This is a genomic window from Novosphingobium sp. BL-S-19 (assembly GCF_055521675.1).
In genome coordinates this window covers 939,300-958,402 of sequence record NZ_CM145498.1, presented here as the reverse complement: position 1 = coordinate 958,402, position 19,103 = coordinate 939,300, and the positions used below count along the sequence as shown (strand labels likewise).

Genomic DNA, 19,103 nt, shown 5'->3' with positions numbered 1-19,103 from the left:
GATGACTATCGCGGCACGACAAGGCGTTCAGCGCAGCTGGCGCTTTGCCGTGCCGTTGCTTTCCAGCGTGGCTCTGGCCCTTACGGCCTTTCCGGCCTCGGCCCAGCAGGCACCCGCCGTGCCCCCTGCCGCTGCTCCGGCCGCCCCGGCCCCGGCGGCGGTCCCGGTCGAATATGTCTATGTGGCGATGACCACTACCGAAGGCACGATCGTCTTCGCTCTCGACAAGACGCACGCGCCGCTGACCACCGCCAATTTCCTGAAGTACGTGGACGCGAAGAAGCTGGACGGCACCACGTTCTACCGCGCCATGCATCTGGACTGGGGCGACACGCCCAGCGGCCTGCTGCAAGGCGGCCTGCAGGGCATCAAGGTGCTGCCGCCGGTCGCCCATGAGCCGACCAGCCAGACCGGGCTGCATCACACGTCCGGTACGATCTCCATGGCGCGCTATGCGCCGGGCACCGCCACGGCGGACTTCACGATCATGATCGGCGACGTAACCTCGCTGGACGCCAACCCCGCCTCCGACAATCCCGAGTTCAAGGCCGGCTTTGCCGCCTTCGGCCATGTCGTTTCCGGCATGGACGTGGTTCGCAAGATCTGGGACGCACCGCGCTCGGCCACCAAGGGCGAAGGCGTGATGCGTGGGCAGATGCTGGAGCCGCCAGTGAAGATTCTCACCGCCCGGCGCACCACCGCCCCGGCGCAATAGCGCTTCCCGCACCGACAAAATCGTCATCCCCGATTCGGTCGGCGCCGCCTGAAATGGCGTGCGCGCCTTGGCTGTGCGCCCGCGATTCAGGTCGGTCGCGACAGCTAACCCGGCCAACGCTGAGTAACACCGTGGTTAACAGAAGTACTCGCAAATCCTTCGACACCAGCTTGATAATTATGATTTTGTAATCGGTTTGCGCCGGTTACGAGAGTTACCGTTTCTTAGTGAATCCTACCTAGGTTCTTTCCAAATCGAACCTGGATGAACAATGGTGCAGCACGAAAGTATCCTGTCGCCAAACAGAACGGTCACTTTCGTCCGTCGCGTTGTCGTGCACGTCATCCAGGCGATCTGCACCGTCTGTGCTCTGGCGGCGATGTTCGCCGAGGGTACCACGGCCCGCTCGCTCGCCACCGTGGCCGCCGCCTGCGCCCTGTTCACGCTCTTCGTCGGCGTGCTGTTCGGCCGCCGCGCCGTTGCCGAACTGGGCGACCACATCCGCCTGATCGATGAGGCACGCGATGCCCGCGGACAGGTGGAAGAACTTTTCGCCATGACCGACATGCTGCAGGCGGCCGAGGATCACGACGACGCCGGCGCCATCCTGATGGCGACCGCGCAACGCCTGTTGCCGGACTTCGGCGGCGCGCTCTACGTCTTCAACAACTCGCGCGACCGGCTGGACCTTGCCAAGTCCTGGGGCCGCTCACCCTCGTTCGAGCCGGCCGGCACCCTGCTGCCCGGCAATTGCTGGGCCCTGAAGCGCGGCAAGCCGCATACCAACGATCCGGAGAGCGGCGGCCTGTGCTGCATGCACCAGATCGGCGAAGGCACCACCATCGAAGTGCCGATGATGGCGCGGGGGCAGGTGTTCGGGCTGCTGCTGCTGGCAAGCGATGTAGACGCCGGCCCGGTACAATTGACCGACATTCGCCGCACCGCGCAGGCGCTGGCCGATTCGATGTCCCTGGCGCTTTCCAACATCGCCCTGCGCGAAAAGTTGCGCACGCAGTCGCTGCGCGATCCGCTGACCGGGCTCTACAACCGCCGCTACATGGAAGATGCGCTGGAACGCTATATCAGCCTGGCCGAGCGGACCGGCACCGCCACATCGGTGCTGATGGTGGACCTCGACAACTTCAAGCGCATCAACGACGAATTCGGCCATGCCAAGGGTGACGCCGTGCTGCGCGACGTGGCCGCGCAACTGGTCGGCACCCTGCGCCCCTCCGACGTCGTGGCGCGCTACGGCGGTGAGGAACTGGTCGTCATCATGCCCAAGTGCGGGCTCGACAACGCCGCCGCCAAGGCGGAAATCCTCCGCAAGCGGATCGAGAGCCTGTCCGAAGCGCACGGCGCGGCGATCAGCGCCTCGTTCGGCGTGGCCACCGTGCCCGAAACCGCCACCAATGCCGCCGACGTCGTGCCCGGTGCCGACAGCGCGCTCTATGCCGCCAAGCAAAGCGGCAAGAACCGGGTGATCCTCTGCGAGCGTCGCTCCAAGCGGGACGACAAGCAGGCACCCCGGCTGGCGGTTACGGGCTGATTTCTGGCCCCTTGCTGAGGATCGGGCGCTTGCCTAATCCCTTCCCACGCTCGCAATGACGAACGTGGGGGTTCTTGCCGGTCCACTCACTCACCAACTTCGTCGCCCCCGCGCAGGCGGGGGCCCCGCTTCCTTCCTGCCAAGCGCGCAAGGACAAGCGGGATCCCCGGCTTCGCGGGGATGACGGGGTTCTGGAGTCCATATCCGCGCACAAAAAGAAAAGGAGCCGCATCGCTGCGGCCCCTTCTCATTTCAGCTCATGCGAACCCTGAAGAATCAGTCTTCCTTCAGGCCGCTGATCGCTATGCGATCAGTCCTCCTTGAGGAACGCCGGCATGTGGTCGGGGTCACCGCCACCGTTGCCGCCGTCACGCGGGCCGCGCGGACCACGGTCGCCACGGGGACCACGGTCGTTGCCGCCACGGCCGCCGTCACGGCGGGGCCCCCGACGGTCGCCGCCGCGGTCACCACCACGATCGCCGCGCGGTTCGCGCGGTTCGCGGGCCGGACGGGTGTCTTCCAGCTCGGCGCCGGTTTCCTGGTCGACGACGCGCATCGACAGGCGAACCTTGCCGCGCGGATCGATCTCGAGGACCTTGACCTTAACTTCCTGGCCTTCCTTGACGACATCGGTCGGCTTTTCGACGCGCTCGTTCTTCATTTCGGAGACGTGGACGAGGCCGTCCTTGCCGCCCATGAAGTTCACGAAGGCACCGAAATCGACGATGTTGACGACCTTGCCGGTGTAGATCTTGCCGACTTCCGCTTCCTCGACGATGCCGAGGATCCACTTCTTGGCGGCTTCGATCTGGTTCACGTCCGAGGACGAGATCTTGATCACGCCTTCGTCGTCGATGTCGACCTTGGCGCCGGTTTCGGCCACGATCTCGCGGATCACCTTGCCGCCGGTGCCGATGACGTCACGGATCTTCGACTTGTCGATCTGGATCGTCTCGATACGCGGTGCGTGGGCCGAAAGTTCGGTACGGGCCGAACCCAGGGCCTTGTTCATCTCACCCAGGATGTGCGCACGGCCGGCCTTCGCCTGCTCCAGCGCCTTGCCCATGATTTCCTTGGTGATGCCGGCGATCTTGATGTCCATCTGCATCGTGGTGATGCCGAGTTCGGTGCCAGCCACCTTGAAGTCCATGTCGCCGAGGTGATCCTCGTCACCCAGGATGTCCGAGAGGACCGCGAACTCGTCGCCTTCCAGGATCAGGCCCATGGCGATGCCCGAAACCGGACGGGCCAGCGGCACGCCGGCGTCCATCATCGAAAGGCAGCCGCCGCAGATCGTCGCCATCGAGGACGAGCCGTTGGACTCGGTGATGTCCGACAGGATGCGGATGGTGTAGGGGAAGTCTTCCTTGGCGGGCAGCACCGGGTGCAGCGCGCGCCATGCCAGCTTGCCGTGGCCGATCTCGCGGCGGCCCGGAGCGCCGAAACGACCCACTTCGCCGACCGAGTAGGGCGGGAAGTTGTAGTGCAGCATGAACGACGAGTACGACAGGCCTTCCAGGCCGTCGATCATCTGCTCGGCGTCCTTGGTGCCCAGCGTGGTGGTGCAGATCGCCTGCGTTTCACCGCGGGTGAACAGCGCCGAACCGTGGGTGCGCGGCAGGAAGCCGACCATCGATTCGATCGGGCGAACCTGATCGAGCTTGCGGCCGTCGATGCGCTTGCCGTCCTTGAGGATGGCGCCGCGAACGATTTCCGCTTCCAGCTTCTTCATGGTCTTGATGGCGACCATCTGCAGCTGCGGGGTTTCGCCGGCGAAAGCTTCCTTGGCCTTGGCGCGGGCAGCGTTCAGCGCGTTCGAGCGGGCCGACTTGTCGGTCAGCTTGTAGGCAGCGGTAACGTCCTTGCCGACGGCCTTCTTTAGCTTCGCCTTGATGTCGGCCGTGTTGTCCGACAGGTCGATTTCCCAGGGATCCTTGGCAGCCTGCTCGGCCAGGTCGATCACGAGGTTCACGACCTTGCGGCATTCGTCATGCGCGAACATGACGGCGCCCAGCATCTCTTCCTCGGTCAGCTCCTTGGCTTCCGATTCCACCATCATCACGGCATCGCCGGTGGCGGCGACGACGAGATCGAGGCGGCCATCGGTGAGCGCAGCGGTCTGCTTCGGGTTCAGCGTGTATTCGCCATCGACGAAGCCGACGCGGCAAGCGCCGATCGGGCCCATGAACGGCACGCCCGAGATGGTGAGCGCGGCCGAAGCGGCGATCATCGCAACGATGTCGGCCTCGGTCTCGCCGTCAAAGCTCAGGACCTGGGCGATGACGTTGATTTCGTTGTAGAAACCTTCGGGGAACAGCGGACGGACCGGACGGTCGATCAGGCGGCTGGTCAGCGTTTCCTTTTCGGTGGCGCCGCGTTCACGCTTGAAGAAGCCACCCGGAATGCGGCCGGCGGCCGAAAACTTTTCCTGGTAGTGCACGGTCAGCGGGAAGAAGTCCTGGCCTTCCTTCACCGACTTGGCGGCGGTAACCGCGCAGAGCACGACCGTTTCGCCATAGGTGGCAAGGACGGCGCCGTCGGCCTGACGGGCCACGCGGCCGGTTTCGAGAGTGAGCGTCTTGCCGCCCCACTCCATGCTTACGGTTTTGACGTCGAACATAAGAGGTTTTCCTCAGCCCACCGGCCCTATTGCGCGGCGGGGTTTACTGCCGGGTATGCCGTCCCGGTCCGGTGCGGAGCCGCTTCGGGCCCCTGGGTCTGCCGCCGGATTGCGGACCGACCCCTGATGCAAGAAGCGGCCCGCTGAGGGGCCGCTTCCCGTTAAGTCTTACTTACGCAGACCCAGCTTCTGGATCAGTGCGTTGTACCGCGCGACGTCCTTCTTCTTAAGGTAGTCGAGCAGCGAGCGGCGCTTGTTGACCATGGCCAGCAGACCGCGACGCGAGTGGTTGTCCTTGTGGTGAGCCTTGAAGTGCTCGGTCAGGTTGCGGATGCGCTCGGTGAGGATCGCGACCTGAACTTCCGGGCTGCCCGTGTCGCCAGCGACGCGTGCGTTGTCCGAAATGATGTCCTGCTTCTTTTCAGCGGTAACCGACATAGTACTTTACTCCGCGACATCCGATAGATTGAATCCCCTGACGACGCGGGCTTCTCCGCCCGAAAGCTCCATCAGCGCGACGGGAGTGTTTCCCTCTCGCGCCCAGTAGAGCCCGTCTTCATGGGGCAGTTCGGTCAGAACGCGGCCCTGTCGGACCGCTCTTGCCTGCTCCGAACCGAGATCGATGGCCGGGATGTCGTCCAGCCCCACCTCTAGTGGCAAGAGTATCTGTTCAAGCGGTGCGCCCTTGCCGATTTCGTTCAATTTGTCCAGCGAAATCGCGTGAGACAGGTCGAACGGACCCGCCTTTACGCGGCGCAGCATGGTGACTGTTCCGCAAGTTCCAAGGGCATGCGCGATGTCACGTGCGAGCGAGCGGATATAGGTGCCCTTGGAGACGTGGGCCCGCAAAGTCGCCCCCTCCTCCGCATCGAATCGCTCGAGGCTCAGTTCATGGATCGTCACGCTGCGCGACTTCAGTTCGACCTCCTGCCCGGCCCGCGCCAGATCGTAGGCGCGCTCGCCATCGACCTTCAGCGCCGAATAGATCGGCGGCACCTGCTCGATCGGGCCGGTGAAGCGCGGCAGCACGGCGGCCACTTCGTCCTGCGAGGGGCGCACGTCGCTGGCGGCGATGACTTTGCCTTCAAGGTCCAGCGTATCGGTCTCTTCGCCGAAGCGCACGGAGAAGAGGTAGGTCTTGCTGGCATCGAGCATGCGGCCGGTCAGCTTGGTCGCCTCCCCCAGCGCGACGGGCAGGATGCCGGTGGCCAGCGGATCGAGCGTGCCGCCGTGGCCGACCTTGACCTTCTTGCCATACCCGGCCTCGCGCAAGTTACGCTTCACGGCGGCGACGGCCTGCGTCGAGCCAAGGCCCAGCGGCTTGTCGAGGATGATCCAGCCATGGGGCGCCGGGCGGGTTGCGGGAGTGGAAGTCATGCCCTCCCCCAAGTCGCGCCGCGCCGATTTGTCAACTTTGCAGGATCAGACGCCCGCCACCGCGTTCGCCAGCATTTCGTAGTGACCGAGCATCCACAGCGCCGGCGGCACGACCACGCGGCCCACGATCCCCAGTTCCGGCGAGATCCACGGCAGCACCACAACAATCAGCAGGATCAGCGGGAAACCGTAAGGGCGAAGACGCGAATACTGGCGCGCCATATTATCCGGCAACAACCCCTCGACGATTTGCGATCCATCGAAAGGCGGAATCGGCAGGAGGTTGAACAGGGCCAGAAACACATTGATCATGATGAAGAAGCCAAGGCTCATCGTCGCAAACGACACCACCCCACCCGTGCTGTCCCCGGCAATGCGCATCATCAAGCCCCACAAGATCGCCCCGATCGCGGCCAGGACCAGATTGGTGAGCGGGCCGGCCGCCGCCACCACCATCATGCCCGCGCGCGGGTTGCGCAGCCGCCAGTGGCTTACCGGAACCGGCTTCGCCCAGCCCAGCACCGGTGCACCGGAAAGCGCCAGGAAGCCGGGCAGGATCAGCGTACCGAACGGATCGACATGCCGCAGCGGATTGAGCGACAACCGCCGCTGCTCCTTCGCGGTCGGATCGCCGAGTGCGAGAGCGGTCCAACCGTGCGCCACCTCGTGAAAGACGATGGCCAGGATCAGGGGAATGATGAGCGCCGCGGCTTGCAGCAGGGTCTGGTTCATTCCGCCGATCTAGGAAGCGGAACGGCTTACCGCAATGAGATGGGCCCGAATCCACGCAAACGCACGGCAACGGATGCCTCATCATCACCATCCCTCGTCATGGCGAGCGTAGCGTAGCGTAGCGAAGCAAACCAGAGCAGCGCAAACCGCCGCTGGATTGCTTCGCTACGCTCGCAATGACGAAAGGCAGGTCAGGCCTTCAGACCGGGTAACCCAGTTCCGCCAGCGGCAGGTCGCGCAAGTCCATCAGCCGCCGGTTGCTCTCCGGATAGTGCTCGGCGATGCGGTCGCGCAGACGGGGAGAGAGGCGCGCGGGGCGATCGTTGAGCACCGGCATCCGCCCGGCCAGCCACTTGGCACCGTGGCGCAGCACCTGTCCGCCCGGCAGGTCGACGATATGGTCCTTGTTGATCACCGACTGGCGCGTGAACAGGTTCACACCGCGCATCATCGCCAGTCCCGCGGTTCCCAGCGAGGTATTCGCGCGAGACTCTTCGGGCGGCAGATCCTCGATCGAGAGGCCCAGGTCCTGCTGCATCCGCTCGATCAGGGCGCTCCGTTCGCGCAGCCACTCGTAAGGATAGACGTGGACATGCTCGCGCCCGAACAGATCGTCGTAATGGGCGACGAGGCGGTCGTATTCGAAATGCTCGAACTCGAACACCGGCGCCTTCCACGGCCGCGTCAGCGCGCCGTGGACCATGCGCGCGGTCTCGAAATAGCGCTGCTGGCCCCAGGTTCCCCCGCCCGAGACGTACTGCGCATATGTCGCGCGGCAGACCTCGAACTGATTGCGGATGAAGATCACGATATGCGCGTCCGGCAGCACCGCCTTGATGCGCCGCGCGACTTCGGGGGCAAGGAAGCCGTGGAGGCCGCCGTTGTGGAGATAGCCGGAAAGGTTTTCCTCGCTCAGCAGCACCGGCCGGTTGCGGCCGCGCAGCGACAGCACCTCGCTCGCCTGCTTGGGGCAGAAGTGCATGCCGGCCGGCTTGAGGAACGCGTCCTGCACGGTCTGCCGGGGAATGTAGTCGTGGCTGGTGGCGTTAGGGAACAACTGTTGCTGCAGCCAGGTCGTGGCCGTCTTGTGGTAGCCCAGATGTACTATCGCATTCTGCATTTCTACCCGTCTGCACCCGTTGTCGCACTGCCAACGAGGGGACGATGGAAAAGTTGCCTACCAATATCGCGCAGTTTGCGCCCAAATGACAGGTTGCAGCGAGGAAGTGCCCGGCGGGCGGGATGGTTGGAGGAAGGGAATATTGAGCAAGCCGTCCCGGCTGCCCCAATCAACACCTACCTAATTTTGCGCGGGCGAAATGCATATCCAAGCCCAACCAGAATTACCCAAGGCACTTCAACCAACGTCGCAATGAATGCCACTTCAGCCAGGTCGTTCCAAAAAAGCCGGGAATAACCGGCACGCCAGATCCGAGCGAAATCCAGGCAAGAGGCGAAGAAAAAGTACATGCTCGGCACGCAGCAACTCAGCAGAAGTGCGAGACGACGGGCACGAGGGTTTATGACCACGCCCGAAACCCACCCAAGGATTAGCGGCGCCACGACTTCCAAAGACAACATCGAATCGCCCCCTCTGCCAAACGACGTTTGCTTATGCCCGCGCCGACATTGGGACGTCCGTTACATCCTATTCATCGATCGGAGCGCCACCCGAGGCGATGCACCGTGGCTCAGCCCCCGCCCCTTCGCCGTACAAATGCTGTAGAGGCGCGAAATCGCCTGCCCCTAAAACCCCAGCGATTCCGAGAAATGCCGGCGGCACAGCGCCACGTAGCGGTCGTTGCCGCCGATCTCGGTCTGCTGCCCCTCCCGCACGCCCGCGCCGGAGGCATCGACGCGCAAGTTCATCGTCGCCTTGCGGCCGCAGTGGCACACCGCCTTCAACTCGATCAAAGCATCGGCAATTCCCAGCAGTACCGCAGAACCGGGGAACAGTTCGCCCCGAAAGTCCGTGCGCAGGCCATAGCAGACCACCGGAATGTCGTGCCGGTCAGCGATCCGCGCGCATTGCCAGACTTGTTCGGGGGTGAGGAACTGCGCCTCGTCGATCAGCACGCAGGCGAGTGGCTCCACCGCATGGACGGCGGCGACCCGGGCGACAAGATCGGTTTCCGGCACGAAACGATGCGCGGCGGCATGAAGGCCGATGCGGCTTTCGATCGCATGATCGTCCCCGCCCTCACCGCTGCTGCGGTCGTCCAGCGCGGCGGTCCACAGCATCGTGCGCATGCCGCGTTCGTGATAGTTGAAGTTCGCCTGAAGCAGGGTCGCCGACTTTCCGGCGTTCATGCTGGCATAGTAAAAATAGAGTTTCGCCATCAAACTGGGGATAACATGCCCACTTGCCCTCCGCACGGGCATGAACTGCATTTGTCCCCGCTTGAATGGACGCGATCAAGGTATTCTAACGAAGCATGGCGACAACTCGAAGCTGACGGTGGCCGAGGCCGGGTTGGCCCATGCTGGAGGTGGTGATGAGGAGATGGATCGCCGTCTTCGCGGTCTTTGCACTGGCCGCGATCGTTGCTGGCTACGCCGCATTGTTTCCATTCGCATCGCAGGGCTCCGCAGCGCTGCGCCCCACGCTCGAACGGCTGGATGAAACCGCCGCGCGCGCCGTGGCGCTGGGCGGACGCGGGCCTGCCGTGATCGTACCGCTGGCGACAGGCGCCGTGCTCGCCTTGCTGGTGGCGGTGGTGGGCCGCAGCGGCGACCGTGCCGGGCTCGTCCCCGCCGATGGCAGACCCTCGGCCCCGCGCGACACCTCGCGGCCCGGCGCATCGCGGCAGGGCCGCCGGCGCAAGCTGGTGCATCCCGATCCCGAACTCGTGTGGCGCCCCGAACCCGATCCGGTGGCGCCGGACATGGACCATGTGCCCGGCCTGCTGCGCGAGCGGGACGTACCGCCGGTGGAAGAGTTCCCCGCGGACACGGCCGAAGACTACGCCGATGCCACCGTCTTCGCGCCCGAAGACGTCGGGCCCTTGCGATACCCGCTGCTCCCCTCGGTGGTGCTGGTGCGCCACCCGCGCGAGCGCGGCACCGACGAACAGAGCTGGTTCGACAGCGCCAGCTGGCTGGGCGGCCTGCCGCGCCTGGGCGACCGCATCTGGCCGCACGACGAATATGGCGCCCTGCCCTTCGCGGCGCAGATCGATCTGGCCGAACTGGCCGCCGCCTTCCCCGAAAGCCCGCTGCCGCTGTCCGGCACGCTGGCCTTCTTCCTGGGCAGCGGGGCAGTGATCGAAGTGCCCGAGGCGAACAACCCGTTCACCGCCCCGCCGGCGGACCTGCCGCCGGCCTTCGACGAAGGCGGCCATCCGCTGCCTGCCCATGCCTCGCGCCTGTCGCGCCCCTACTTCCCGTTCTGGCCGGTCAGTCCGCTGCCCTCCAACGCCAACGAGCCGATCGACGAGCCATCGGCCGATGCGGACGAGAATGCCTGGCTTGATACGCGCATCGCCCGGCGCAACGAAGGCTATGCCGCGAAGGAGCCGGTTACCCGGCTGTGGTGGCATGGCGCCATGCATCTTGCCGATTGCCTGCACATCGCTCTGGACGGTGCGGCACATCTGGTGGCGACCGAGCAGGACCGCCTGCACCATGCACGGGCGCGCCTTGCAGCCTTGGCGGAAAATCCCCACGCTACCGCCGCCGACCATGACGAGGCGCACGCGGCACTGGCCGCCAGCGAAGCCGAAATCCCCGCGCTGGAGGCCGAGCAGGCGGAACTGGGCCGCATGATAGAGGCCATGGAAGGTTTCGTCTCCGGCCGCGACCCCTGGGCCCCGCTGAGCGAGGACGAGGTCGAAGTGATGGGAGAAGTGCTGGCCCAGGTCCATCACGACTGTGCGCGGCTGGTGCGGTTCTGCGTGCCGCAGTCGCTGGAGGCCTTGGCCACCGTCTCACTGCGCGCGATGGTGACCGGCGATCTCGGCGCCTTCGCGCAAGTGCCGCAGACGGAGCTGGACCGGATCAATTCCGCCAACCTGCTGGCGATCGGCGATCAGCACCAGCTGTTCGGTACCGGGGCGAACCATGCGGACCGGCCGGACGACATCCTGCTGCTGCAACTGGCGAACGACGATCTGGTCGAATGGAATTGGGGCGAGGGCGGCGTGTTCCAGTTCCGGATCGCGCCCGAAGACCTTGCAGCCGCCCGTTGGGACCGCGTGACGCTGACGTTCGAAGCGGCCTGACGATCGGCGATCGGGCGATCCCGGTTGAACCGGAATCGCCCGCATATTCATTGACCGTCAGATCAGTCGTCGGTCAGATCGATATCCTGATCGTCGAGATCGCGCTTCACGCGCGGATCGTTGAGCAGCGCGTCGATGCGGCCTGCCTCGTCGAACGTCTCGTCGGAGCGGAAGCGGATCTTGGCCGCGAACCTCAGCTTCAGACGCTGGGCCACCTCGCGCTGGAAGAACGCGGTATTGGTGCGCAGCGCCTTCAGCACGGCCTCCTCATCCTCGCCCAGCAGCGGCTTCACATAGACCGTGGCCTGGCGCAGATCCGGCGACATGCGCACTTCGGTGACGGAAACCGAGTGCGCAGTCAGCGTGGCATCGTGCACTTGCTGGCGCGTGAGAATCTCGGAAATGACGTGGCGCACCTGCTCACCCACCTTGAGAAGGCGGACGGATTGCTGCTCGGGAGTGATCTGCTGACGGGACATGATGATCCCCATGTGGGCCAGACGCGACAATTTGCAACAATTGATTATGGCACCATTCATCCGCCCTTTGGTTAAGGCAGGGTTCCCCCCACGCTTCAAGGAGCTGAAAGAATGCGCAAGTTTACCGCCACCCTGCTCGCCGCCACGCTTGTCGTGCCTGCTTTCGCGGCGCCCGCTCTCGCCCAACAGGGCCATCCGCAGCAGGGACATGCGCAGCAGAATCACGGCCCCAGCAAGAAGCCGGCCCCCAGCCCGCATCGCTTCCAGAAGGGCGAGAAGTTCGACCGCAGCCGCGCCACGAACTACCAGACGGTCGATTACCGCAAGTATCGCAACGTGAAGGCGCCGCCGCGCGGCTATCACTACGTGCGTTCGGGCAATGACCTGCTGCTGGTCGGCATCACCAGCGGCATCGTCGCTGCCATTACCATGAACATGTTCCACTGATCACTCAGCGGATCTGAAAATCGAGAAAGGGCGGCGCGCTTGGCGGAGCGTCGCCCTTTTTTTTACATCTTGGCGAGAATCCGCGCCAGCGAGCGTACGTTGCGCACCGTGCCCCGACAGCCAAGCCGTTTCGCCATGAACTCACCCGTCAGCAGGCTTTCCGCCGGCGGCCGCGCGTAATCGACGAACAGGCACCGCGTCCCCAACGCCAGACGCTCGCCCCCATGCGGGCCGTGATCGGCGACGAGCCGGTCGAACTGCTGCTGGGTCGGCTGCTTTTCCAGCAGCACGGTGTGGACGAAGCTGTCCCCGCTCTCTCCCGCAAACGGGTTTTCCTCCACCGCCGCGCGGATCTCCTCGCGCGTGCGCACGGCCACGAAGGCGGTCAGGTCGAAACGATCGCGCATCAGGTAGGCCAGCAGATCCTCCAGCCCCTCGCTCGGCCGAGCCTCGTAATCGAACAGGACATTGCCGCTGGAGATCACCGTTTCGGCATTCTCCAGTTCCTCACGGTCGAAGGCATAGCGCAAGTCCGCCATCGACAGGCGATCGCCGCGAACGGTCAGCGATTCGAAAAAGGCGCAGTAGCGAGTCATCGCAGTATCATCAGTCCCATTGGCAGCAGCGTCAAACCGGCCAGAATCCAGAAGCATCCGATCACTTCGAACGCCGTTTCACCCAGACAGCCCCGCGCCAGATTCGCATCTTCCGAGCGGCGCTGGATCGTTTCGTCGTTTGGTTCCTGACCGCCCATAGCCCCCTCTTCGGGCAAGCCGCTACCGCAGCGCTCCGAAAAAGCAAACACCGCAAATACTGAGCGACGCCATCGTCCCCCGGCAGTCGCAACCGGCGCGCGTTGCCGCTTCGTCGATCAATGCATGCACGAAAGTCCGTCCTGCTCCGAAACGGCGACGGCCACCGCCGGGCTTTTCGCCCGACGATGGCCGTACTTGACCTTTCGGCCGGCGCCCGCACGAAACGGGCGCCTGCTATCAGCCCAGCGTACGCTCGCGGTGGCTGACTTCGAAGACTTCCAGGTGGTCGCCCGCCTTGATGTCGTTCGTGTCGGCCAGCACCACGCCGCATTCCAGACCGGCGCGCACTTCGTCCACGTCGTCCTTGAACCGGCGCAGCGAGGAGATCGTCGTTGCCGAAACGATGACGTCGTTGCGGGTGAGACGGGCGCTGAGACCCTTGCGGATGAAGCCTTCGACCACCAGCAGGCCTGCCGCCTTGTCGCGCTTGCCGGCCGGGAAGACCTGCTTGACTTCGGCGCGGCCGACGACGGTTTCGATCCGTTCGGGGCCCCAGATACCGGCCATCTGCTTCGCGACCTCTGCGGTCAGCTCGTAGATGACGTCGTAGTACATCATCGGCGTCTTGGTCTTCTCGATCTGCTCGCGCGCCTTGGCGTTCGGGCGGACGTTGAAGCCCACGATCGGCGCACCCGAGGCAGAAGCCAGCGCAACGTCGGATTCGGTGATGGCACCGACGCCCGAGTTGAGGATGCGAACCTTGATCTCGTCGTTCGAGAGGTTGTGCAGCGCCGCGTTGATCGCTTCGACGGAACCCTGCACGTCCGCCTTGACCACCACCGGGTACTCGATGACGTTCTGCTTGGCAGCCAGTGCCGAGAACATCGTGTCGAGGCTGGCGGGTGCCATGGCGGTACGCTTGGCGGTCGCCTGTTCCTGACGGTAGGCCGAAACCTCGCGGGCACGCTGTTCGCTTTCGACGACGGTCAGCTTGTCACCGGCCATCGGCACGCCGCCGATACCCAGGACTTCCACCGGCATCGAAGGCGGAGCCGCCTTCACCTGACGGCCCTTGTCGTCCAGCATGGCGCGCACGCGGCCGCTTTCGGTGCCGACGACGAGGATGTCGCCGACCTTCAGCGTGCCGCGGTTCACCAGCACGGTCGCCAGCGGGCCCTTGCCCTTGTCCAGCTTGGCCTCGATCACGGTCGCCTCGGCTTCGCGGTCGGGGTTGGCCTTCAGTTCCATCAGTTCGGCCTGGAGCAGGATCTTCTCGATCAGTTCGTCCAGACCGGCACCGGTCTTGGCCGAGACTTCCACGTCCTGCACGTCGCCCGACATGGCTTCCACGACGATCTCATGCTCCAGCAGGCGCTCACGCACGCGCTGGGGATTGGCTTCGTGCTTGTCCATCTTGTTGATGGCCACGATCATGGGAACGCCGGCAGCCTTGGTGTGATTGATGGCTTCGATCGTCTGCGGCATGATGCCGTCGTCGGCCGCAACCACCAGGATCACGATGTCGGTCACGTTGGCACCGCGCATACGCATCTGCGTGAAGGCGGCGTGGCCCGGCGTATCAAGGAAGGTGACGAGATCGCCGCCCTTGGTCTTGATCTGATAGGCGCCCATGTGCTGCGTGATGCCGCCGGCTTCGCCCTTCACCACGTCGGTGCCGCGCAGGGCATCGAGCAGCGAGGTCTTGCCGTGATCGACGTGGCCCATGATGGCGACGACGGGCGGACGCGGCTTCAGGGTTTCGGGTGCATCGACGTCGGTCGAGGTATCGATGTCGACATCGCTTTCCGAAACGCGCTGGATGTTGTGACCGAATTCGGTGACGAGCAGTTCGGCGGTATCCTGGTCGATCGTCTGGTTGACGGTGACCATCATGCCCATCTTGAACATCGCCTTCACCAGGTCGGCGCCCTTTTCGGCCATGCGGTTCGCCAGTTCCTGCACAGTGATCGCCTCGGGGACGATCACGTCGCGGACCTGCTTTTCACGCTGCTGGTTGTGGCCGGAGAAGTGCGCGCGGCGCTCCTTCTCGCGGGCACGCTTCAGCGCGGCCAGCGAACGGGCGCGTGCGCCCTCGTCGTCGTTCAGCGCACGGTTGACCGTGAGCTTGCCCGACTGGCGACGATCGCCGCCCTTGCGGTCGCGATCGGCATTGGGGCGGGCGGGCGGCGGAGCGGCACTCTTCTTGGCGCCGGCCGGAGCCTTGGGCGCGCTGGACGAAGGGGCCGAGGCACCGGCGTTGTTGCTGCTGGCAGCGGCTTCCGGACGGCGCACCGGTTCGGGACGCTGGACCGGGGTGAAGCGGCGCGGCGCGGGGGCCGGAGCGGCGGCAGCGGCCGGCGCAGGCGCAGCGGCCGGAGCAGGGGTCGGGGCAGCGACGGGCGCCTTGGCGACCGGCGCGGCAGCGGGTTCCGCAGCGGCAGGCTCGGCCGCGACCGGTTCAGCGGCGGCAGCTTCGGGTTGGGCCGCGGGCGCCGAAGCCGGTTCGGCCGGTGCGGCAGCCGCTTCCTCGGCCGCGCGGGCCTTGGCAGCTTCTTCCTCGGCGCGCTTGCTTTCCTGGGCGCGATTGTCGTCGGCGCGGCGCTTTTCTTCCTCGATCGCGCGCAGCTTTTCTTCCTGCTCGCGGCGGTTGGCTTCTTCAAGCGCGGCAAAACGGGCAGCCTCGGCCTCGCGCTGGAGGCGGGCAACGCGCTCCTGCGGGGTTTCGCCGGGGATGATCGTCGGCTTGGGCGCGGGCGGCGGCGGAGCAGCGCGCTGCGGCGCGGGCGCGGCGGCCTGCGGTGCGGGCGCAGCCTGCGGCGCCGGAGCGGCCTGCTCGTGCCCACCTTCGACGGCGCCTTCGGACCCGGGCTTGCCGATCAGCTTCTTACGCTTCACCTCGACCACCACCTTGTTGGTGCGGCCGTGGCTGAAGGTCTGCTTGACCTCACCCGTCTCCACCGAGCGCTTAAGCCCAAGCGGCTTGCGGCCCAGGGTCGGTTTGTTGTCGGTCTCGCTCATATCTCTCGTTTTGCCCTTCGGTCTCAATTCGTCGTCGCGGGCGCGGCAGCATGTGCCGGCCCGTCGCGATCATCCATACCACCCCCGGCCTGATCGGCGTGGGGTTGCCCCTGGAAATGCAGGAGGCGCTGCAACTGCGCCGCGACTCGGTTGGCCGAGCCGCGATCGTTGAGCGCCAGGTGAACGACGTTGTCGCGGCCCAATGCCACAGACAGCGTCTCCCGGTCCAGTGGCAAGCGTGTGCCCTTGAGACCGCTTCCTTCCGCCTCGCTCCCGACTCTCCAGGCCTGGTCGAGCTTGCGCGAGCCGTCTTCGCTCGCATCGGCGGAATGGGCAAGCCACGTGACCCGGCCCTCACGCGCGTTCTGCGCGATGCGGTCCGAGCCCATGAGCAACCTGCCCGATTTCAGTTCGAGGCCCAGCCGGTCGGTCAGCGCGCGAATCAGCGCCTGTTCGATCCTGTCGGCAAGGTCGTCCGGAATGGTGAGTGTCGCGCCTTTATAAGCGCGCGCCATCGCTCCCTTTAATTTGCCCTTCGTCAGGGCATTTTCAAGGGTCGTGCGCGAAACGCCGATCCACGCGCCGCGCCCGGGGGCACGCGCGTGGACGTCGGGAAGGACCAGACCGTCCGGCGAAATAGCCAGACGGATGAAGTCTTCACGCGCACCGGTCTCGCCGGAGAGGATGCAGGTCCTCTCCGGGCCGGAGCCGTCGATGTCGGAGCTTACGCGCTCATTGCGAGGATTCCGCATCGGCGGCCTCCTCAGTTTGCTGGCCGGCTTCGGGTTCGTCATCGAACCAGTGGGCACGAGCAGCCATGATGATCTCGTTGCCCTGTTCTTCGTTCAGGCCGTATTCGCCGAGCACGCCGCCCTTGTCTTCGTCGCGGGCGCGCTTGTTCACCGAACCGTCGCGGCGACGCTGTTCGGTGCGCTTCTTGGCGATCAGCTCGTCGGTGGCGAGGTCCGCCAGATCGTCGAGCGTCTTGATCCCGGCCTTGCCGAGCACGACCAACATCGCTTCGGTCAGGTGCGGCAGTTCGGCCAGTGCGTCCTCGACGCCAAGGCCACGGCGTTCCTCGCGGCTCGCTTCCTCGCGGCGCTCAAGCGCTTCCTGGGCGCGGCTCTGGAGTTCTTCACCCAGTTCCTCGTCGAAGCCTTCGATCGCGGCCAGTTCGGCCAGATCGATGTAGGCGACTTCTTCCAGTTCGCTGAAGCCTTCGGCCACCAGCAGCTGCGAAAGCGTTTCGTCGACGTCCAGCTCTTCCTCGAACATCTTCGAGCGCTCGGTGAATTCCTTCTGGCGCTTCTCCGAGGCTTCGGCCTCGGTCATGATGTCGATCTGCGAGCCGGTCAGCTGCGAGGCAAGGCGCACGTTCTGGCCGCGACGGCCGATCGCCAGCGAAAGCTGGTCATCGGGCACGACGACTTCGATGCGGCTTTCTTCCTCGTCGATGACGACGCGGCTGACGGTCGCGGGCTGCAGCGCGTTGACCACGAACGTCGCGGTGTCTTCGCTCCAGGGAATGATGTCGATCTTCTCGCCCTGCATTTCCTGCACGACGGCCTGCACGCGGCTGCCCTTCATGCCGACGCAGGCGCCGACCGGGTCGATCGAGTGATCGTGGCTGATCACGCCGATCTTCGCGCGCGAGCCCGGATCGCGGGCAGCGGCCTTGATCTCGATCACGCCGTCGTAGATTTCGGGCACTTCCTGCGCGAACAGCTTCTTCATGAAGTCCGGATGCGCACGGCTGAGGAAGATCTGCGGACCGCGGTTCTGGCGCTCCACGCGCAGGACCAGCGCCCGCACGCGCTCACCGACGCGGGCGGCTTCGCGGGGGATCTGCTGATCGCGGCGGATCACGCCCTCGGCGCGGCCGAGGTTGACGATCACGTGGCCGAATTCGACCGACTTGATCACGCCGGTGATGATCTCACCCACGCGGTCCTTGAATTCTTCGTACTGACGGTCACGCTCGGCATCGCGGACCTTCTGGAAGATCACCTGCTTGGCCGACTGCGCATCGATGCGGCCGAGGTCCACCGGGGGCAGCGGGTCGACGATGAAGTCGCCGATCGCGGCGCCCTTCTGCAGCTTTTCGGCCTGCTTGAGATCGACTTGCTTGAAGTAGTCCTCAACATGCTCGACCACCTCGACGACGCGCCACAGGCGCAGGTCGCCGGTCCGCGGATCGAGCTTGGCGCGAATGTCGTTCTCGGCGCCGTAACGGTTACGGGCCGACTTCTGGATGGCTTCCTCCATCGCCTCGATGACGATCGACTTGTCGATCATCTTCTCCGAAGCGACGGAATTCGCGATTGCAAGCAGCTCGGCGCGGTTGGCGGAAATCGCACTGGCCATGGCTTAGTCTTCCTGTTCCTCGACGATCTCGTCGGCCCCGCTGACATCCAGCGGGCGGGTTGCGGCGATCAGCTTGTCCGTCAGGACCAGCCTTGCGGAATGAATATTGCCCAGCGGGAACGAGACCCGGCCGGATTTCTTGTCATCGACCGTGACCTGATCGCCGTCGATGCCGACGAGTTCACCGGTCAGCCCCTTGCGGTTGCCGTCCACCGGCTCCGTCAGGTTCACCTTGACCTCATGGCCGGCCCAGTTGGCAAAGTCCTTCGGGCGGGTCAGCGGACGATCGATGCCGGGCGAGCTGACTTCGAGACGATAGGCTTCCTCGATCAGCACGTCGCCGGCTTCTTCAAGCGCGTCCATGCGATCGGAAATGCGGTGCGAGAGCTTCACGCAGTCTTCGATCACGAGCTGGCCCGTCGCCGGATTTTCGGCCATGATCTGCAGCGCGATCTCATCGTCGCCCACTTCGCTCTTGCCGAAAATCCGCACGCGCACGAGATCGAAGCCGAGGGCGGTGACCTCCGGTTCGATGACTTCGGTAATGCGTGCGATGTCGGCCAAGCCCTGTCCTTCCGAATCGATTCGTGTCTGTGCAACCGAACACTGGAGCAACGCAGTTTCGCGCCGGCCCCTTCCGGCGCCAGCCCGAACCTTGTTTCACCAATGTCGGGATGAGGCGCAGATAAGCGCATTGCCGGAAAAAGGCAAGGGGTCCCGCGCGAGAGTTCGATGGTGCTCGAACCGCCTGCCGCACGAATATGCATGACGACGAATATTTAGTCGGGTGCCTCTCTGACATCTGCCGAACGCTCGCAACAGAGTCT

17 protein-coding genes are annotated in these 19,103 nt (G+C 65.0%); 4 read left to right on the top strand and 13 right to left on the bottom strand.

The genetic code is table 11. From position 1 onward, the window contains the following. The first annotated feature begins 1 nt into the window (after nucleotide 1). Both ACZ1JV_RS12945 and ACZ1JV_RS12940 read left to right on the top strand, forming a co-directional pair. Nucleotides 2-715 (top strand): peptidylprolyl isomerase, encoded by a 714-nt coding sequence (locus tag ACZ1JV_RS12945; protein WP_465151860.1) that lies wholly within the window; start codon nucleotides 2-4, stop codon nucleotides 713-715. A gap of 271 nt (nucleotides 716-986) precedes the next feature. Further along, on the top strand, nucleotides 987-2,264 hold the full coding sequence (locus ACZ1JV_RS12940; protein WP_465151859.1) for a sensor domain-containing diguanylate cyclase: 1,278 nt from the start codon (nucleotides 987-989) through the stop codon (nucleotides 2,262-2,264). A 310-nt stretch (nucleotides 2,265-2,574) separates the two neighbouring features. Here ACZ1JV_RS12940 and pnp read toward each other — a convergent pair whose 3' ends face one another. From pnp to ACZ1JV_RS12910, 6 genes are all read right to left on the bottom strand, one after another. After that, nucleotides 2,575-4,884, bottom strand: coding sequence for a polyribonucleotide nucleotidyltransferase (pnp, locus tag ACZ1JV_RS12935; protein WP_465151858.1), 2,310 nt, complete (start codon nucleotides 4,882-4,884; stop codon nucleotides 2,575-2,577). A 168-nt stretch (nucleotides 4,885-5,052) separates the two neighbouring features. After that, on the bottom strand, nucleotides 5,053-5,322 hold the full coding sequence (gene rpsO, locus ACZ1JV_RS12930) for a 30S ribosomal protein S15 (protein ID WP_021232261.1): 270 nt from the start codon (nucleotides 5,320-5,322) through the stop codon (nucleotides 5,053-5,055). A 6-nt stretch (nucleotides 5,323-5,328) separates the two neighbouring features. Then, a complete protein-coding gene (gene truB, locus ACZ1JV_RS12925) occupies nucleotides 5,329-6,261 on the bottom strand; it encodes a tRNA pseudouridine(55) synthase TruB (protein ID WP_465151857.1) in 933 nt (310 codons plus the stop codon). A 45-nt stretch (nucleotides 6,262-6,306) separates the two neighbouring features. After that, the gene (locus ACZ1JV_RS12920; protein WP_465151856.1) at nucleotides 6,307-6,993 is read right to left on the bottom strand and encodes a site-2 protease family protein; all 687 of its coding nucleotides are present in this window, start codon (nucleotides 6,991-6,993) and stop codon (nucleotides 6,307-6,309) included. Nucleotides 6,994-7,192: 199 nt separating this feature from the next. After that, nucleotides 7,193-8,113, bottom strand: coding sequence for a hypothetical protein (locus tag ACZ1JV_RS12915; RefSeq protein WP_465151855.1), 921 nt, complete (start codon nucleotides 8,111-8,113; stop codon nucleotides 7,193-7,195). Between the two features lie 626 nt (nucleotides 8,114-8,739). Then, nucleotides 8,740-9,333 carry a thymidine kinase gene (locus ACZ1JV_RS12910; protein ID WP_465137481.1) on the bottom strand — a complete coding sequence of 198 codons (594 nt, stop codon included), beginning with the start codon at nucleotides 9,331-9,333 and terminating at the stop codon, nucleotides 8,740-8,742. A gap of 155 nt (nucleotides 9,334-9,488) precedes the next feature. Between ACZ1JV_RS12910 and ACZ1JV_RS12905 the strand changes: the two genes are divergently transcribed. Beyond that, nucleotides 9,489-11,213, top strand: coding sequence for a DUF1963 domain-containing protein (locus ACZ1JV_RS12905; protein ID WP_465151854.1), 1,725 nt, complete (start codon nucleotides 9,489-9,491; stop codon nucleotides 11,211-11,213). Between the two features lie 62 nt (nucleotides 11,214-11,275). On the opposite strand, the gene rbfA is transcribed toward ACZ1JV_RS12905, so the two are convergent. Continuing rightward, on the bottom strand, nucleotides 11,276-11,692 hold the full coding sequence (gene rbfA, locus ACZ1JV_RS12900) for a 30S ribosome-binding factor RbfA (protein ID WP_465137479.1): 417 nt from the start codon (nucleotides 11,690-11,692) through the stop codon (nucleotides 11,276-11,278). A 111-nt stretch (nucleotides 11,693-11,803) separates the two neighbouring features. Here rbfA and ACZ1JV_RS12895 point away from each other — a divergent pair, with 111 nt between their 5' ends. Continuing rightward, nucleotides 11,804-12,139, top strand: coding sequence for an RcnB family protein (locus ACZ1JV_RS12895; protein WP_465151853.1), 336 nt, complete (start codon nucleotides 11,804-11,806; stop codon nucleotides 12,137-12,139). A 62-nt stretch (nucleotides 12,140-12,201) separates the two neighbouring features. Here ACZ1JV_RS12895 and ACZ1JV_RS12890 read toward each other — a convergent pair whose 3' ends face one another. From ACZ1JV_RS12890 to rimP, 6 genes are all read right to left on the bottom strand, one after another. Next, nucleotides 12,202-12,735 carry a DUF1697 domain-containing protein gene (locus tag ACZ1JV_RS12890; protein WP_465151852.1) on the bottom strand — a complete coding sequence of 178 codons (534 nt, stop codon included), beginning with the start codon at nucleotides 12,733-12,735 and terminating at the stop codon, nucleotides 12,202-12,204. Continuing rightward, entirely contained in the window at nucleotides 12,732-12,893 is a 162-nt protein-coding gene (locus ACZ1JV_RS12885) for a hypothetical protein (protein ID WP_465151851.1), read from the bottom strand. Before ACZ1JV_RS12885 ends, ACZ1JV_RS12890 begins: the two co-directional genes overlap by 4 nt. Nucleotides 12,894-13,131: 238 nt before the next feature. Then, nucleotides 13,132-15,912, bottom strand: coding sequence for a translation initiation factor IF-2 (gene infB / locus ACZ1JV_RS12880; protein ID WP_465151850.1), 2,781 nt, complete (start codon nucleotides 15,910-15,912; stop codon nucleotides 13,132-13,134). 23 nt (nucleotides 15,913-15,935) lie between these two features. Then, on the bottom strand, nucleotides 15,936-16,664 hold the full coding sequence (locus ACZ1JV_RS12875) for a DUF448 domain-containing protein (protein WP_465151849.1): 729 nt from the start codon (nucleotides 16,662-16,664) through the stop codon (nucleotides 15,936-15,938). Beyond that, complete coding sequence (gene nusA / locus ACZ1JV_RS12870) at nucleotides 16,645-18,276, bottom strand: transcription termination factor NusA (protein WP_465137473.1); 1,632 nt, start codon at nucleotides 18,274-18,276, stop codon at nucleotides 16,645-16,647. The genes ACZ1JV_RS12875 and nusA overlap by 20 nt, the downstream gene beginning before the upstream one ends. A 3-nt stretch (nucleotides 18,277-18,279) precedes the next feature. Then, the gene (gene rimP, locus ACZ1JV_RS12865; RefSeq protein WP_465151848.1) at nucleotides 18,280-18,840 is read right to left on the bottom strand and encodes a ribosome maturation protein RimP; all 561 of its coding nucleotides are present in this window, start codon (nucleotides 18,838-18,840) and stop codon (nucleotides 18,280-18,282) included. Between the last annotated feature and the right edge of the window lie 263 nt (nucleotides 18,841-19,103).

Bases quoted from the DNA above. Each gene is read 5' to 3' on its own strand.
- ACZ1JV_RS12920 (WP_465151856.1), bottom strand. From the start codon at position 6,993: ATGAACCAGACCCTGCTGCAAGCCGCGGCGCTCATCATTCCCCTGATC.
- ACZ1JV_RS12905 (WP_465151854.1), top strand. From the start codon at position 9,489: ATGAGGAGATGGATCGCCGTCTTCGCGGTCTTTGCACTGGCCGCGATC.
- infB (WP_465151850.1), bottom strand. From the start codon at position 15,912: ATGAGCGAGACCGACAACAAACCGACCCTGGGCCGCAAGCCGCTTGGG.
- ACZ1JV_RS12895 (WP_465151853.1), top strand. From the start codon at position 11,804: ATGCGCAAGTTTACCGCCACCCTGCTCGCCGCCACGCTTGTCGTGCCT.
- ACZ1JV_RS12885 (WP_465151851.1), bottom strand. From the start codon at position 12,893: ATGGGCGGTCAGGAACCAAACGACGAAACGATCCAGCGCCGCTCGGAA.
- ACZ1JV_RS12940 (WP_465151859.1), top strand. From the start codon at position 987: ATGGTGCAGCACGAAAGTATCCTGTCGCCAAACAGAACGGTCACTTTC.
- ACZ1JV_RS12890 (WP_465151852.1), bottom strand. From the start codon at position 12,735: ATGACTCGCTACTGCGCCTTTTTCGAATCGCTGACCGTTCGCGGCGAT.
- rpsO (WP_021232261.1), bottom strand. From the start codon at position 5,322: ATGTCGGTTACCGCTGAAAAGAAGCAGGACATCATTTCGGACAACGCA.
- pnp (WP_465151858.1), bottom strand. From the start codon at position 4,884: ATGTTCGACGTCAAAACCGTAAGCATGGAGTGGGGCGGCAAGACGCTC.
- truB (WP_465151857.1), bottom strand. From the start codon at position 6,261: ATGACTTCCACTCCCGCAACCCGCCCGGCGCCCCATGGCTGGATCATC.
- ACZ1JV_RS12945 (WP_465151860.1), top strand. From the start codon at position 2: ATGACTATCGCGGCACGACAAGGCGTTCAGCGCAGCTGGCGCTTTGCC.
- rbfA (WP_465137479.1), bottom strand. From the start codon at position 11,692: ATGTCCCGTCAGCAGATCACTCCCGAGCAGCAATCCGTCCGCCTTCTC.
- ACZ1JV_RS12910 (WP_465137481.1), bottom strand. From the start codon at position 9,333: ATGGCGAAACTCTATTTTTACTATGCCAGCATGAACGCCGGAAAGTCG.
- ACZ1JV_RS12875 (WP_465151849.1), bottom strand. From the start codon at position 16,664: ATGCGGAATCCTCGCAATGAGCGCGTAAGCTCCGACATCGACGGCTCC.
- nusA (WP_465137473.1), bottom strand. From the start codon at position 18,276: ATGGCCAGTGCGATTTCCGCCAACCGCGCCGAGCTGCTTGCAATCGCG.
- ACZ1JV_RS12915 (WP_465151855.1), bottom strand. From the start codon at position 8,113: ATGCAGAATGCGATAGTACATCTGGGCTACCACAAGACGGCCACGACC.